The sequence below is a fragment of the Kamptonema formosum PCC 10802 genome, assembly GCF_000332335.1.
GTDB lineage: Bacteria > Cyanobacteriota > Cyanobacteriia > Cyanobacteriales > Oscillatoriaceae > Oscillatoria.
In genome coordinates this window covers 288,519-305,098 of sequence record NZ_KB235950.1, presented here as the reverse complement: position 1 = coordinate 305,098, position 16,580 = coordinate 288,519, and the positions used below count along the sequence as shown (strand labels likewise).

The 16,580-nt window shown below is 52.0% G+C and carries 11 protein-coding genes; 8 read left to right on the top strand and 3 right to left on the bottom strand.

Annotation, left to right across the window (positions count from 1 at the left end):
* Positions 1-19: 19 nt before the first annotated feature.
* A complete protein-coding gene (locus OSC10802_RS0135225) occupies positions 20-874 on the bottom strand; it encodes a S1 family peptidase (RefSeq protein ID WP_017721464.1) in 855 nt (284 codons plus the stop codon).
* A gap of 1,553 nt (positions 875-2,427) precedes the next feature.
* On the opposite strand from OSC10802_RS0135225, the gene OSC10802_RS0135215 reads away from it, so the two are divergent.
* From OSC10802_RS0135215 to OSC10802_RS0135170, 8 genes are all read left to right on the top strand, one after another.
* Complete coding sequence (locus OSC10802_RS0135215; RefSeq protein WP_017721462.1) at positions 2,428-4,872, top strand: GH116 family glycosyl hydrolase; 2,445 nt, start codon at positions 2,428-2,430, stop codon at positions 4,870-4,872.
* A gap of 876 nt (positions 4,873-5,748) precedes the next feature.
* A complete protein-coding gene (locus tag OSC10802_RS0135205; protein WP_017721460.1) occupies positions 5,749-7,938 on the top strand; it encodes an AMP-binding protein in 2,190 nt (729 codons plus the stop codon).
* Between the two features lie 11 nt (positions 7,939-7,949).
* Positions 7,950-9,344, top strand: coding sequence for an aminotransferase class I/II-fold pyridoxal phosphate-dependent enzyme (locus tag OSC10802_RS0135200; RefSeq protein ID WP_017721459.1), 1,395 nt, complete (start codon positions 7,950-7,952; stop codon positions 9,342-9,344).
* An 86-nt stretch (positions 9,345-9,430) separates the two neighbouring features.
* Positions 9,431-10,309 carry a class I SAM-dependent methyltransferase gene (locus OSC10802_RS0135195; RefSeq protein ID WP_017721458.1) on the top strand — a complete coding sequence of 293 codons (879 nt, stop codon included), beginning with the start codon at positions 9,431-9,433 and terminating at the stop codon, positions 10,307-10,309.
* Positions 10,310-10,435: 126 nt separating this feature from the next.
* Entirely contained in the window at positions 10,436-11,623 is a 1,188-nt protein-coding gene (locus OSC10802_RS0135190; protein WP_017721457.1) for an acyltransferase family protein, read from the top strand.
* A 139-nt stretch (positions 11,624-11,762) separates the two neighbouring features.
* Positions 11,763-13,121 carry an ABC exporter membrane fusion protein gene (locus tag OSC10802_RS0135185; protein WP_232731894.1) on the top strand — a complete coding sequence of 453 codons (1,359 nt, stop codon included), beginning with the start codon at positions 11,763-11,765 and terminating at the stop codon, positions 13,119-13,121.
* Between the two features lie 52 nt (positions 13,122-13,173).
* The gene (devC, locus tag OSC10802_RS0135180) at positions 13,174-14,340 is read left to right on the top strand and encodes an ABC transporter permease DevC (protein ID WP_017721455.1); all 1,167 of its coding nucleotides are present in this window, start codon (positions 13,174-13,176) and stop codon (positions 14,338-14,340) included.
* Positions 14,341-14,685: 345 nt separating this feature from the next.
* Entirely contained in the window at positions 14,686-15,009 is a 324-nt protein-coding gene (locus OSC10802_RS0135170) for a DMT family transporter (RefSeq protein ID WP_017721453.1), read from the top strand.
* An 80-nt stretch (positions 15,010-15,089) separates the two neighbouring features.
* Here the strand turns inward: OSC10802_RS0135170 and OSC10802_RS56880 are convergent, their stop codons facing one another.
* Complete coding sequence (locus OSC10802_RS56880) at positions 15,090-15,482, bottom strand: YvaD family protein (protein ID WP_017721452.1); 393 nt, start codon at positions 15,480-15,482, stop codon at positions 15,090-15,092.
* A gap of 91 nt (positions 15,483-15,573) precedes the next feature.
* Positions 15,574-15,831 (bottom strand): hypothetical protein, encoded by a 258-nt coding sequence (locus tag OSC10802_RS55230; RefSeq protein ID WP_155969136.1) that lies wholly within the window; start codon positions 15,829-15,831, stop codon positions 15,574-15,576.
* Positions 15,832-16,580: the final 749 nt, after the last annotated feature.

Here is a 16,580-nt window from a genome sequence, read left to right as displayed (position 1 = left end):
GGTGTCGGGGCGGATTTATTCACATTCTCCGTTTTGTCCCAAATAATTCCGGCGAACCCGCCCCTACAGATTGCCGGGGGTGAGCGAGATTCCCCAAATACGAGATAGGAATCGCCCAACTCAAAGCTTCCATCTCCAGGAAAACCTCATCCACCGGCACCCCCCCACCGGCAAACTTAAACGCATCAATCCCCGCCAAAGGGTATTTCGACCGGCCATTAATCCCCACCAACTTTCCCTCCCCATCCAGCACCGGCCCGCCGCTCATTCCCTGCGCGATATCATTAGTATAACCCAACTGGTATCCCTCAACAAGCGGTTCCGCCGGCAGCATCCCCACCTTTCCCCCCGTCACCCGAAACGCTCTCACCACCCCCCACTCCCGCGTATTCTCAATCTCACTCCCATTCTTCAACTGCCAATTGGGAAAACCCGCCGCATAAACCGCATCCCCCACAGATAGCTTCCCCCACTCTCCCAGCACCGCCACCCCATAACTCTCCCCGCTCTTAAATTCCACCAAAGCCAAATCCACCTCACCAAATACCCTCCCCACATCTCGCAGCCACTTCCCCGCATGAGCCGCCCCATCTTCTGTTATAATAGTATAGCCATTCTCCTGACTCCCCGCAACAACGTGCCGGTTCGTCAGCACCGTATAAGTCCCCCCCTCCCGCTTAACAATCACCCCAGAACCCGCTCCCGAATCATATAAAATCCGCACCGTCACCCGCCGCGCAATTTCCGCCACCTGCACTCTTTCGGGCTGAGAAAAAACTGCCGGGGTAGGGGTTTGTAGGGGGAATCCCGCTGCTATTCCGCCGAGCAACAGTGCTAGGATTAAGGGGCGCAGTTTTGTTGCGAAGTTGGGCATAGGTTTAGTGAACCGCCAAGACGCCAAGGACGCCAAGGTAGAAGAGAGGTTGTTGCGGGGGGAAAGGGCTTGTTTGTTTCTCCCCCCTATGTTATAATATAACACATTTGCTACTGAAGGAGGCAGAGCCTCCAAAACGGTGTTCCCAGGCAGAGGCTGGGAACGAGGAGAACGAGGGGAAACCGCGCGAATTTTGAGAGTCTCGCTCTTCTCTTAGCCCGCGCAGGCGGGCTTCGTTTGTATAGCCGCGATTTCCAATCGCCAGGAAACTAGAAATGACCGCGATTTCCAATCGCCGGAAAACTAGAAATGACCGCGAATGTTATAATAGAACTCAGGGGCTACTGAAGGAGGCAGAGCCTGCAAAACGGCGTTCCCAGGCAGAGGCTGGGAACGAGGAGAAACGAGGAACGAACGGCGTTCCCAGCCTGAGGCTGGGAACGAGGAGAAACGAGGGGAAACCGCGCAGATTTTGAGAGTCTCGCTCTACTCTTAGCCCGCGCAGGCGGGCTTCGTTTGTATAGCCGCGATTTCCAATCGCCAGGAAACTAGCAATCCCCGCGATTTCCCATCGCCGGGAAACTAGCAATCCCCGCGATTTCCCATCGCCCGGAAACTAGAAATGACCGCGAATGTTATAATATAACTCAGTGGCTACTGAAGGAGGCAGAGCCTCCAAAACGGCGTTCCCAGGCAATTAACGGGGGGTTAGACCTACAGCTAGTTCCTCGGCGATTATCGCAAGTTCCTGGCGATTGGAAATCGCGGCTATACAGACAAAGCCCGCCTTCGCGGGCTAAGAGTAGAGCAAGATTCTCACTCCAAAGCGCGGTTTTTTTCGAGGAAAGACGAGGAAAGGGGGGGACGAAAGGTTCTCTCGAAAGCTCCCCTCCCCGTTAACGGGGAGGGGTTGGGGGTGGGGTCAAACCCCCTATCAATTCGCCAACACCATCTTTCCGATCGCCAGGAAACTAGCAATCCCCGCAAATGTTATAATATAACCCGAATTTATCCTGAAGGAGGCAGAGCCTCCAAAACGGCGTTCCCAGCCTGAGGCTGGGAACGAGGAGAAACCAGGGGAACCCGCGCAAATTTCGAGAGTCTCGCTCTTCTCTTAGCCCGCGAAGGCGGGCTTCGTTTGTATAGCCGCGATTTCCAATCGCCAGGAAACTAGCAATTCCCGCGATTTCCAATCGCCGGGAACCTAGCAATACCCGCGAATGTTATAATATAACAAAAAGCCCAACTACAAACATTTTCAAGTCAATCACTTCAGAAATGCGCACCACCGATGAAATTTGTGCGCTCCTAGTAGGGACGCTGATTGGGCTAAAGCCCAACTACAAACCTAGCTAATAAACTGCATAAAAGGCGAGTTTTGAGCACACCGGCAGTCGCCCAATGGTACTTCAATTCCTCCAAAAATTACCCTAAAATGAAGTTTTATATCGAGATGTTGGATTACCTGCGACTGCTGGTTCTAGAATATATAGAATTGCACCAGCAGCAACAAGAAACGCCCAAATCAGCACCAGACTGATAAAATCTACCACATGAGCAACCAACCGACCACACCCGAAATCCCCGCCTGCACCTGGCACCGGCCCACCGGCAAAGGGTGGGACAAACCTTACACTGTCCGCTACGCCAGCAACCTCGACGATGGCCCTTGGCACGGTATGCCCCTGGGGGGCTTCGGTGCCGGCTGTATTGGCAGATCCCCGCGCGGCGACTTCAATTTCTGGCACCTCGATGGCGGCGAACACGTCTTCCGCAATTTGCCCGCTTGCCAGTTTAGCGTCTTTGAAGAAGCTGCCGGCAAGAAGCAAGCTTATGCGATGTGCTCGGAAGCGCCTGAGGATGGCAGTCTCTCCGCTTGGAAGTGGTATCCTGAAAAAATTAACCGCCCAGACGCTAAGGGGGAAGAAGACAAGTTTTCTGGGACTTATCACGCCCTTTACCCGCGCAGTTGGTTTACTTATAATGGCGTGTTTCAGGCAGAATTGAGTTGCGAGCAATTCTCGCCGGTGTGGGCGCACAACTATCAGGAAAGCAGCTATCCGCTGGCAATATTTGAGTGGACTGCCCACAATCCCACGGATGAGCCTATCACTCTCAGTATAATGCTCACTTGGCAGAATACCTTGGGCTGGTTTACTAATTTAATTAAATCGCCTAAGGTGCGGGTGCGCGATGATGGCAGTCCGGTTTACGAGTACCAACCGAAGTGGGGGGAGAGCACCGGCAACTTCAACCAGCTGGTTGAGGATTTCCACCGCGTCGGGTGCGTGATGAACCGCGTCAGCATTCACGAAGAGGTTCAGGAAGGTGAGGGGCAGTTGGCAATTGCCAGCATTACCAACCCGGCAGTGCAGGCATTCTACCACACCCGCTGGAATCCCACCGGCACGGGGGAAGATGTCTGGAAGATGTTCTCTCAAGACGGATCTCTGCCAGATGTGCAAGACGAAACACCGGCAGATCCTGGACAGCAAGTCGCCGTCGCCCTCACCATCCGCTTCACCCTCCGACCGGGAAAAAGCCGCAAAATACCTTTTATATTAGCGTGGGATTTGCCTGTCACCGAATTTGCCGCCGGTGCCTGGTACTACCGGCGCTACACGGATTTTTACGGGCGCAATGGCAAAAACGCCTGGGCGATGGTGCGCACCGCCCTCAAGCATGGCGACACCTGGAAAGAGCAAATCCAATCTTGGCAGCAACCCATCCTAGACCGGCAGGATTTGCCCGACTGGTTTAAAATGGCATTATTTAATGAGCTGTACGCCCTGACTGCCGGTGGGGCGCTGTGGACAGCTGCCGATGAAAACGACCCAAAAGGCCGGTTTGCGGTGCTGGAGTGCCTCGATTACCGCTGGTACGAAAGCCTCGACGTGCGGCTTTATGGCTCATTCGGGCTGCTAATGCTGTGGCCAGAATTGGAAAAATCTGTCCTCCTCGCTTTCGCCCGCGCCATTCCCACCCGCGACGACACGCCCCGGATTATTGGCTACAACCAGGCGGAAGCAGTTCGCAAGATTGCCGGTGCCACCCCCCACGACTTGGGGGCACCCAACGAACACCCCTGGCAGCAAACCAATTATACCAGCTACCAGGACTGCAACCTCTGGAAAGACTTGCCCTGCGATTTCGTCTTGCAGGTGTACCGCGATTACCTCCTCACCGGCGCAAAGGATGTAGAATTCTTGTGGGAGTGCTGGCCGGCTGCAGTTGAAACCCTCGCCTACCTGAAAACCTTTGATTTTGACGGCGACGGCATCCCCGAAAACGGCGGCGCACCCGACCAGACTTTTGACGACTGGAAATTGCAAGGCGTCAGCGCCTATTGCGGCGGGCTGTGGTTGGCGGCGCTAGAAGCAGCGATCGCCATTGCCGAGATTCTCATTGAAGACACCGAGTCGTCAAATTCCCCAATCCCGACTGTCAATCTTGAGGAAACCGCCGCCACTTACCGCACCTGGTTGCAACAGGCAAAGCCGGTGTATGAGGAGAAACTCTGGAATGGGCAATACTATCGGCTTGACAGCGAAAGCGGTTCAGAAGTCGTGATGGCGGACCAGCTTTGCGGCCAATTCTACGCCAAACTGCTGGGACTGGCGGATATTGTGCCGGTGGATCGCGCCCTCAGCGCCCTGAAAACAGTCTACGACGCCTGCTTTGTGAAGTTCCACGGCGGGGAATTCGGTGCGGCGAATGGGGTTCTGCCTTCCGGGAAGCCGGTGAATCCCAACGCCACCCACCCTCTGGAAGTGTGGACAGGGATTAATTTTGGGCTGGCGGCGTTTATGGTGCAGATGGGGATGAAAGATGAGGCGTTTCGGATGACGGAAGCGGTTGTGCGCCAAGTGTACGACAACGGGCTGCAATTCCGCACCCCGGAAGCGATTACCGCCGCCGGCACCTTCCGCGCCAGTCTCTACCTCCGCCCTATGGCCATTTGGGCGATTTATGGCATCCTCACCAAATTCCAGGCGTAGGACAGGCGTCCCGCCTGTCCCATTCCCAGGCGTAGGACAGGCGTCCCGCCTGTCCCACCCCTCCAAGGCACAGGCGAGTGCACAGGCGAGACGCCTGTGCTACGTCCTCCGAAAGGAGGCGATCTGATAATTTTTCCGATTAAATGAGATTCGCAAAAAACGGCCTTGCTCTCAGGTCAACTTCAGGGCGGGCTATATCTCACCCTTTACCACAAAACCGCCCGATAACTTATTTTATAAATACTTTCTTAATAATCCCAGATCCCAGTGGGTGGCGCGAGAGAGCGGGCCACAGACAAGGGCTGTGGGAGATTCCAAATGTTAATTTTTGTAACAATTCGGGGGCATCGTGCATAAAGAGTAGACGGTTAGCCTGATATCTCAATAGAGATACGAAGCGAGACGGACGACGAGAGTACAGCAAAGAGTTCATGGAATCCTTTGGCACTCTATTCGCGCTTGCATTCGGTCTTATTTCAGGAGTGCGGTGCGCCGCGTTGGGGAAGTAGTGGCAGGCGGTTTGCCGGCTGAGGACGCTCTAAGAGCGTCACAGCAACGAATTCCACACATGGCTGAGATCAATCCGTGAAGCGTCTGCTGTCACGCCTTCATCAAAAAATTGTCATTTTGGCAACCTACCTGTGATTAGCGCAGCTACAGTCTTCCTTTATTTAAAGCAGCCGATTGCGGAAATGGCCGGTGACTTTTTTGTTGAAAGCCTGGGGAGATCGTTTTTACAGCAGTTTTCAGTGGCGTGGAGTGCAGTTATATCCTCCAAAATCCCCCAAAAAAAGAGGGGCGCTCCCAGCTAGGGGGGATCGAATTTCTGTACCTCACTCAGTTGCAATCTGCTAGATATCCAGAGTAAAGAATGATATGACCGGCTCTTTTAATTCATACAACTTTTCCACCTTAGTGGAGTTACTGCGCTACAGAGCGCTACACCAGTCGGAGCGAACCGCTTACACCTTTCTGCGGGACGGAGAAACAGAAGAAGTCAGCCTGACCTACCGAGAGTTAGAACAGCGCGCTCAAGCCATCGCTGCCAAACTGCAGTTCCTGGCGGAACCAGGGGAGCGGGCGCTGCTGCTTTACCCACCAGGCTTAGAATTCATAGAGGCGTTTTTCGGCTGTCTCTTAGCTGGAGTCGTTGCAGTGCCCGCTTATCCCCCCCGCGCGAACCAGTCTCTGTCCCGCCTGCAAGCGATTGTGGCGGATGCGCAGGCGACGCTAGCGCTCACCACCACAGCCGTCTTCTCCAATATAGAGCGAAAGTTGGCCCAGTCTGCTCTTCTACAGGCTCTGCGCTGTCTGGCAACCGACAGCATTCCTAGCGACTCGGCACAGCAGTGGCTTGAGCCAGCAGTAAGCCGCCACACCCTAGCCTTGCTGCAGTACACCTCTGGCTCTACAGGCAACCCCAAGGGAGTGATGCTCAGCCACAGAAACTTGCTGCACAACTCAGCTGCGATCCGCCAGTGTTTCAAGGACACCCCCGACAGCAAAGGGGTGAGCTGGCTGCCCCCCTATCACGACATGGGACTTATCGGCGGAATATTGCAGCCACTCTACGTTGGGGCGCAGATGGTGCTGATGTCGCCGGCAGACTTCCTGCAGCGCCCCCTGCGCTGGCTTATGGCCATTTCCCGCTACAGAGCAACCACCAGCGGCGGGCCTAATTTTGCTTACGACCTCTGCCTTCGCAAAATCCCTCCCGAACAGCGGGCGAATCTCGACCTGAGGGGCTGGGAGGTGGCTTTCAACGGAGCCGAACCTGTCCGCGCCGAGACTTTGGAGCAATTCGCAGTGGCTTTCCAGCCCTGCGGTTTTCGCGCCAGTGCCTTCTATCCCTGCTACGGGATGGCTGAAACAACCCTGATTGTTTCTGGCGGGACTAAGGAAGCCGCGCCGGTGCTGAAAACCGTCCAGGAAGATGCGCTGCAGCAAAACCGGGTGGTTGCAGCGGTGAGAAACAGCGATGCAGCCCGGACACTTGTCTCCTGCGGTCAAACCTGCCTGGAACAGAAGATTGTCATTGCTCATCCCGAAACTCTCACCAGCTGCTCGCCCTTAGAAGTGGGTGAGATTTGGGTGTCTGGCGCTAGCGTCGCTCAAGGTTACTGGAACCAGCCCTTAGAGACAGAGCGCACCTTCCGAGCTTACCTGGCAGACACGGGAGAGGGGCCATTTCTGCGCACCGGCGATTTGGGATTTTTGCAGGATGGCGAACTGTTTGTCACCGGTCGGATAAAAGATTTGATTATTATTCGGGGGCGCAATTACTATCCGCAAGACATTGAGCGGACCGCACAAGAAAGCCACCCAGCACTGCGAGCCGGCTGCGGTGCGGCGTTTTCAGTGGATGTGGATAGAGAGGAGCGGCTGGTCATTGCCTTTGAGGTTGAGCGCCAATACCTGCGGAAGCTGGATGCAGATGCGGTGGTGAAGAATATCCGTCAGGCAGTGGCCGAGCAGCACGATTTAGAAGTTTATGCCATTTTGCTGCTCAAAACTAACAGCATCCCGAAAACATCTAGTGGCAAGATTCAGCGCTACGCTTGCCGGACAGGTTTTCTGAATAACAGTTTGGAGGTGGTGTCGGACTGGACGAATAATCCTCGCATGAAAGCCGAGTACAGGCACTTGATTGAGGAAGTAGAATTTTTGGAGCGGCAACTGCAAAATCGCCAGCTGAACAGTGCCAGTGGGGGGGAGAATAATGCTGCCGGTACAGCCAGTTGCCAAAAGGTGTGTGAGCGAGCGGAAGCTATTCGAGATTGGTTAGTTTCTAAGATTACCGAGCTGCTGAAACTTAACCCTCACGAGATAGATGTGCGGCAGCCCCTCACCAGTTACGGTCTGGATTCGGTAGCGGCGGTCACTCTTTCTGGCCAGATGGAAGACTGGCTCGGGTGCCGGCTTTCTCCCACCCTGCTGTACGATCACCCCACAATTGAATCTATCGCCCAACATTTAAGTTCTGCGCCGGGCTCAGAGCTGCTGGTCCTGGTCGATAATCTTTCAGAAGAGGAAGTAGATTCGTTGCTTAACAAGTTATTGAATTAGGAGGTCTGTCAGTGAGCCCTAATGCCGCCAATATCTCTGCCCTATCCCTGGAAGAAAAACGCGCCATTCTCAAGCAGTTGCTCAGGGAAAAAGCGAATAGCTATTCTAGCTTAGGCCAGCCTGTTATGTTGCCAAAACAGAGCGAATTGCCTGCTGGCGCTGGCGAGATTCTTCCAGAACACTATCGGTTCGAGCTGTACCCGAAATACCTGAATCTGCGACAGCAAATGCAGGAGATGGAAGGGAGTGGAGTTTTAAACCCATATTTCACAGAGCATGAAGGTATCAACAGCGACACGACCCAGATTGGGGGTCAGCAACTGATCAATTATGCCAGCTACAACTATTTAGGCATGTCCGGCGACCCAGCAGTGTCTCAAGCTGCTAAAGAAGCTATTGATCGCTATGGCACATCTGTATCGGCAAGCCGCGTTGCGTCGGGGGAAAGACCGCTGCACCGGCAGTTAGAAAAAGAGCTGGCTGAGTTTATTGGCACTGAGGACTGCATTGTTTATGTAGGGGGGCACGCAACGAACGTAACGACCATTGGTCATTTATTTGGTGAAGACGACCTGATATTGCATGACGAATTGATTCATAACAGCGCCCTAGAAGGCTGTAAACTGTCTGGAGCCAAGCGACTTTCATTCCCGCACAACGACTGGCGAGCGCTCGATGAGATACTCCGCAACCAGCGCCGCCGCTACAAACGGGTGCTTGCCGTCATCGAAGGCGTTTACAGCATGGATGGCGACATTCCCGACCTGCCAAAGTTCATCGAGGTCAAAAAGCGCCATAAGGTGTTTTTAATGGTGGACGAAGCTCACTCCGCAGGGGTGCTGGGAAAGCGGGGGCGAGGCATCGGGGAGCACTTCGGAATCCCTGCCGCTGATGTTGACCTGTGGATGGGCACGCTCAGCAAGTCATTCGCAAGTTGCGGCGGCTATATTGCCGGTGGCAAAGCTGTGGTAGAATACCTGAAATATACTGCCCCGGGTTTTGTTTACAGCGTCGGCATGTCGCCGCCAAATGCAGCGGCGGCGCTAGCCGCTATCGAGGCGATCAAGGCAGAACCAGAGCGAGTCGCACGTCTGCACGAGCGATCGAAGCTATTTCTAAAACTGTGTCGAGAGCGAGGACTGAATACCGGTTTTAGCCAAAACTCTCCTGTGGTTCCAGTTATTGTCGGCAACTCTTTGCAGTGCGTGCAACTCTCCCAAATGCTATTCCAGCGTGGCATTAATGTCCGGCCCATAATTTATCCGGCTGTTAAAGATAATGCCGCGCGTCTGCGCTTTTTTCTAGCTTGCACCCATACCGAGGAGCAAATCCGCTTCACTGTCAGTGCTGTTGCTGACCAGTTAGCCAAGATCCAGCGCTATCCTGTAGCGAAAGTCAGTCAATAGACTGGCGAAAAGAATGCCGGCCTTTCCGGGCGAGGACAGCGCTGGTGAGCCCTGTACCAATTGTTTTGCCAAACAAAGGATAATCAATGAAGTCTACTTGGAAATTGCCAAAGCTGATTTACAGAACAGCCATGCTCAAGCTGAGTCACGCTGACTCAGACCAAACGGCAGACTACGATACAGCGGCTGCGTCTTACGATGCCTATTATTCCCAAAATTTGGGCAAAAGTGCGTTAGGAATGTTGCAAAAACTTCCTGTGGGAGAGGGGCAATATGTTTTAGATTTGGCCTGCGGCACCGGCTTTTTCACTCACCGGTTAGCGGGGAAAGTTGGAGAGCGTGGGAGAGTGGTGGCAGTAGACCTTTCTGCCGGCATGCTGCAGCGCAATCAAGAAACTGCCGCTGAACAGGGGTTCTCGAATATTACCTTCGTGCGCTCTGACGCTCTCTCGTTTTTGTCAGGAATAGCAGATAGTTCAGCTGACGGAGTGGTTTGTGCCTGGGGAATTTGCTATATGGATCATGGCAAGTTTATCCGGGAAGTCGAAAGAGTGGTTAAACCGGGTGGATTTTTGGGAATCCTTGAAAATAAGGCATCGTCTTTGAAGGAGATTTCTGACCTATTCAGCAAAGTCATACTCGATTTCCCGGAGGCCATGATTAAGAATGTAAACCTCAACCTGCCCAAAGATAAGAATTATCTTGTCAAGAAGTTTGGGCAAGGGAAGTTCCGCGTCCAAGAGGCGTGGGAAGGCCAAGTTTTGGTTCCCTGTCAGAACGGAGATGAAGTGGCTGAATACATGACGAAATCTGGTGCAGCTGCTGGCTTTATAGACGCCTTGGATAAAAAACTTCTTCCTGAAGTTATGCGAACGTTTGTCAGTTATGCAGACCGGCGTTTGGCTATGGGTAAGCCGGTGCCTGTCCGGCATGAATTCTGCGCTCTTGTCGGAATCAAAGCTTAAAAAGATAGCTCTGACCGGCATCTGTTCAGAAGGTGTCGGTAAAATCAGCTTGCAGTGAGGCTATCGCCTCACACTCGTTTCTACTACAAAAGATTATCAAAGGTAGAGAAAGCAGGAGGACAAGCAGTGGCGTCTGCAGAACCATCTATTAGGAAACATATTGACTTTTTGGACGGCTTGCGGGCTCTCGCTGCTCTGTTTGTGCTAGTCAGCCATACCTGGTATCAAATATGGCCGGCTGTTGTCCCGCCCTTTGGGTACAGTGACCGACCGACCGGAGTGACGCTTATCTTAACCAGCTGGCTCTATTACGGGCATTTTGCCGTAGTTGTGTTTATCGTGCTGTCAGGCTTTTGCCTGATGCTGCCGGTTATTCGAGGCGATGGCACTTTGCGCGGCGGCACAGTAGAATTTTTCAAAAGGCGTGCGAGGCGCATCCTGCCTCCCTACTACTTCGCTCTGTTGCTCTCACTATTTCTCATCTGGGTTTGTATTGATTCAAAGACGGGCTCGCAGTGGGATATCAGCTTGCCAGTCACACAAGTTGGCTTGCTCGCTCACTTTTTTATGTTGCAGGACCTGATTGCTGCGACAGAAATTAACTATGTCTTCTGGTCGATTGCCTTAGAATCGCAGCTATACCTTTGCTTTCCCCCTCTCGTACTGAGCTGGCGGCGCTTTGGCAGCACCGGCACAACAATTGCTGCAGGCTTTTTTACCTACGCGACTATTCTCTCGCTCGAACGGGCGCAGGTGAGAGACATTCCGCCACAATTTATAGGGCTGTGCTTTCATTTCGTGCTGGGAATGCTTGCGGCAACCATCGTGTTTTCCCAACAGGATTTGTGGCCAGTGCTGCGCCGGCATTTTCCCTGGCACTTCGCTGCTGCTGGTTTAACTTTGCTGATAGTCTTCTTCTGCTATGTGTGGGGATTCGACACAGCAGAGGCGCGGTTTGCTTTCTTAGATACGCTTTGTGCGTTTGCCACGCTGTGTTTGCTGGTTGCTGCCGGTGGTCAGGGCGAAAATAGGCTGCGCGATTTTCTAAGTTTTAAACCCCTTGTATTCATTGGCACTTTCTCCTACAGCCTCTACCTAATTCACGCCCCCCTGCTACAATTGATCTGGCAGTACGCGCTGCATCCATTGCATCTAGGAGACACCAGCGAGTTTGTCTTGCTTCTTCTTGCCGGCAACCCACTGATTCTGGCGGCAGCCTATATCTTCTTCTTATTTGCCGAGCGTCCGTTCTTGAACCGGCCCGGAGTCCCACTGTCAAAAGGAACAAGCCCGATTGCAAAAAAGTTAAAATAAATTCAAGCCACTCCCCAGCAGCCCTGACAGCGCTGAGGCAGCTAAAATAATTGACAGGGGATCAAAAGGTTAAGCTTGGCTAGCCGCGCCGGAGTTAAAGATGAAAGATGTGTTGTGCCTAAAAGCAGGAGGTCATTGGGTGATTCTCTTATCAATTGCTGCTGCGCTAGTTCCCAGCGGCATCGCTTTCTACAGTCTGGCAAATATCCAAACCGCACAACAGAGTCAAAGTAACTCCCCAACTCCCAGCACGCCGGCTGTGACTGGGATTGCTGCTTTGGGGCGTTTGGAACCGGAAGGGGAAGTTATTCACCTGTCCGCAACTCCAACCCCTGAAGGTGCCCGAGTGGCTGAGCTGCTTGTCAAAGAGAATGACTGGGTTAAATCCGGACAGGTGATTGCCATTCTGGACAGCCGAACCCGGCTGCAAGCTGCTTTAGAAAAAGCGCAAGAACAAGTCAAGGTTGCCCGAGCGCGTCTGGCACAAGTCGAAGCCGGTGCGAAAGCAGGAGAAATTGACGCTCAAAAGGCAACTATTGCCCGACTTAACGCCCAGCGGCAAGGACAAAAAGAAACTCAAGGAGCCACTATTGCCCGACTAAAAGCCCAGCTGCAAGGGGAAATTGCCGCTCAACAGGCAACGATTGCCCGACTTAAGGCTCAGCTGCAAGGGGAAATTGCCGCTCAACAGGCAACGATTGCCCGACTTGAGGCAGATGCCAGCAATGCTCGAAAGGAGTTCGAGCGCTACCAGCTGCTCTACCAAGAAGGTGCGATTTCCATTTCTTTGCTTGACAGTAAGCGCCTGACACTAGACACCGCTAGCGAGCAGCTCAAAGAGGCGCAAGCCAACCTCAACAAGATTGTGGCGACCAGCCAGCAGCAGCTCATCGAACAGCAAGCCACCCTCAACAAGATTTCGTCCGCCGGTGGAAAGCAAATCGAGGAGGCGACAGCTACTAGGGTTGAGACGGAAGAAACACTGCAACAGCAAATCGAGGAAGCCAAAGCGACTCTGGAGCAGATTTCTGAAGTGCGTCCTGTGGATGTGACAGCAGCGAAAGCGGAGATTGATAGTGCCCTCGCTACAGTAAAACAGGCTCAGTCAGACCTGGAGCTAGCCTATGTGCGCTCGCCTGTAGCGGGCCAGATTTTGAAAATTCACGCTAGACCTGGAGAAATTGTCGGCGAGCGAGGAATTGCCGATCTGGGTCAAACGAACCAAATGTATGTGGTGGCTGAGGTTTATGAAACAGATATTACTAAAGTGCGTGTCGGGCAGCGGGCCACTGTTACAAGTCTGGCGCTTGCAAGTAAATTGCGGGGAACTGTCACCCAGATTGGGGCGCAAATTGGCAAAAAGAATATCTTCAATCCCGACCCAACCGCCGACTTGGATGTCAGGGTGGTGGAAGTAAAAATCCGGCTCGCCCCACCAGATAGCAAACAAGTTGCAGGACTGACTAATTTACAAGTAGAGGTGGTCATTGATCTTTGACCTCTCTCATCAAGTCCATACCCGGCATTAGAGATTTCAAGAGGCTTGGCTGATGTCTGTCAGAATATCCCTAGCGTGGCTGCAACTGAGCAGCGCAAAAATGCGCCTCCTGATGGCAATGGCCGGCATTGCCTTTGCCGACATTCTCATGTTTATGCAATTGGGGTTTCAAGCGGCTCTCTATGAAAGCAATACCAAGCTCCACAAGAGTTTGCAGGCCGACTTGTTTTTAATCAGCCCCCAATCTCAAACCATTGCCTATATGGAAAGTTTCGACCGGCGTCGCCTGTACCAGGCGAGAGGGTTTGATGGGGTCAAGTCTGCCAGCCCCCTGTACGTCGATTTTATTCGGTGGAGGAACCCAGAAACTCGCCGCAACAGGACGCTATTAGTTTTAGGATTTAATCCCGACATTCGAGTTTTAAACTTGCCCGGAATTGCGAAAAATATAGGCCAAACAAAAATCCCCGATGTGGTTTTGCTAGACCGGGACTCTCGCCCTGAATTTGGCACGGCTGAGGTCGGAGAGAAAATTGAAAAAGGACAGGCGGTTTATACTGAAGTGAGCGGCCACAGAATTAAAGTGGGCGGTTTATTTGATTTAGGAAGTTCTTTTGCAGCTGACGGAAATTTAATTACAAGTGACCTGACTTTCTGGAAAATATTCCGATTGCAAGGCCGCACTCCAGAACAAATAGAGGTGGGCTTAATTTCCCTAAAATCTGGGGCAGATGCCAAAAAAATTCGGGATAATTTAGTGGCTAACTTGCCGGGGGACGTGAGAGTGCTTACCAAGCAGGAATTTGTGGACTTTGAGCGAGATCACTGGGCTAGCAGCACGCCGATTGGCTTTATCTTTGGCCTGGGCGTAATCATGGGATTTATTGTTGGCTCTGTTATTGTATATCAAATCCTTTATACTGATGTCTCCGCTCACCTAGCTGAATATGCAACCCTTAAAGCAATGGGGTATGCAGATATCTACTTTCTGGGTGTGGTTTTACAAGAAGCCTTGATTTTGGCCGTTTTGGGCTATCTTCCTGGATTGGCGTTATCTTTTGGCTTGTACAGGTTGGCTGCCACAGCAACTTTATTACCCATCGCCATGAATGTTTTCAGGGCTTCTGGGGTACTCGCCCTGACCATTTTAATGTGCTTTATCGCCGGGGCGCTTACAGTCTTTAAACTGCGTTCTGCAGACCCAGCCGATCTTTTCTAATTCTGACTCAATGCAACTCCGAGAAGACTTGCCGGTGAACTGCTGCTCACAATTTAGCCGGTGTGCCAGTTGCAGCGGCGAAATTTAGGCTATAATATATCCTGACCCGTTTAGGCGCTGCCCAGTGTAGAAGCAACCCAAGCGGTTTCAACCGAAATCAGGGTTTTGCAGGTCAGCAGCTCTTGCTGGAGAGCTGCAACCGCTAGGACGCTTTCTGGCAGCCCTTGCCCCAAAAAATAAACCGCTATTACAGTACAGCATAGTACAGGACCGCTGAATTCTCGCTCTTGGCGCTCGCCAAATCCATGTTGACAACCACATTTATCTGAACAGGAGTTACATTCAATGCGCTGGATTCCCCTCATTTTGGCAATCCTCCTAGAAGTGGCCGGCACCACTTGCATGAAATTTTCAAAAGGCTTCACTGAAATATTTCCTTCAATCTTAATGGCCCTCTTCTATGTCCTCAGTCTCAGTTCCCTGACGATTGCCCTTAAAAGGATCGATTTAAGTGTCGCTTATGCAATCTGGTCAGGTTTGGGAACAGCTCTGATCGCAATTCTGGGCATTTTGTGGTTTAAGGAGCCTGCAAATACCTTGAAAATAATGTCAATCGGACTGATTATAATAGGAGTGATTGGTTTGAACCTGAGTGGCGGAACCCATTAAAACTAACTGGGGCGCGTCTGCGAAAGCGTGACCCCCGTGCCACGCTCGGTTTGCCTTACCTGAAGGGGAATGAGACAGTCTCATTCCCCTATTTTATTTGATATGAAGCGAGGGATAAAGAACATCGGATACAGCAGTAAAAATAAATTTGGCAGCCACCAGTTCAGGTCAAAATCAGCTCTAAGCGTCCAGAATGAAATTGCTTGAAGGCCAGAGCAAAAGGTCAGGATTAACGATACGAGCGCCACTCGATCCCAATTCTTCCTACCTTTTGTGTAGAGAAACAAGCTAAAAAAGCCCGTGGCCGATATCAACAAATCAAGGGGCAGAAACGACCAATTCCATGCGACTAAGATGGGATTGTTATAGTCTTTAAATAGATAGCTCTCGGGGAGCAAATGAAATAAGGTGATTAACCAATAAAGGATGAATCCAATATCAGTAACAAGAAAAAAGTTTTTAAGCCTTTTCATAGAAATGCAGCAAGTATGGGGGTACGATAACTAAAGGACGGTCGCGGCGAAGGTCGCAGTTGCGCAGCCTCATGCAACCATTATACAGCAATCAGAACGCCAAGTCTGCGACAGCGGGTTGCAATTGTGCGCCCCGGAAGCGATCGCAGCCGCCGGCACCTTTCGCGCCAGCCCCTACCTCCGCCCTATGGCCATTTGGGCGATTTATGGCGTCCTGACCAAATTCCAGGCGTAGGACCGGCCTCCCGCCTGTCCCACCCCCTCCCCGCACCGGCGAGTCAGCACCGGCGCAAAAGCACCGGCAATTTAGCACCGGCGCGTAATTACAGGCATGTAAATACAGGCGCAAAGTGACAGGCGCGGGAGCACAGGCGTCTCGCCTGTGCTACGTCCTCGAACCGAAACTATCTGATAAATTATCCGATTAAATGAAATTCGCAAAACACGGCCAGCAGTCGAGTTTTGTATATATGCTTTCAACCGGATATTAGGAGATTTGCGTTTATGCCCCGCAACCTGCCATTTTGGCAGAATACCTATTGACAGCGCGAGGTTAGTGAGCTGTGTCTGGATGAATTGAATAATTCTGGCCAGATGCCTGGGGGAACGTTTTGATAAAGTAGGCGGACTATTCTTGGCGCTGCTTATAGGTAAAATTGCTGAAACTAAGGCGGGATGAGCCATCTAGATATTTTATAAACAATTCTGCCATTTTGGCAGACTGCCTCTAGACAGGGCGAGTTTGCTTAGCTAGTCTATATAGATAACTCAAGATAGATAACTCAAGTTCCTACTTCCCAGTAAGTCCGGCGAGATATCTCCTAGCCCTCCCTAACAAAGGGGGGACAATCTCAAAGCGCCCCCTTTTTTAGGGGGAAAAGGGAGGATATGGATCGTTAGACCTGTAGGTAGCAACTAGGGTTATATAGAGAGGGCGGATAAATAAATTTTACCCCAGATTAAAGAATTTGTGTGCAGCCAAGGAGAGTTTTATGTTGATTTGCGATTTGTAACAACAGAAAATCGGTTTTGAAGGCATGCAAGTTGAAGGCGGTTAGTACAAGAACGCAGGAGTAACTCACTAGAATGAGGTGCGGT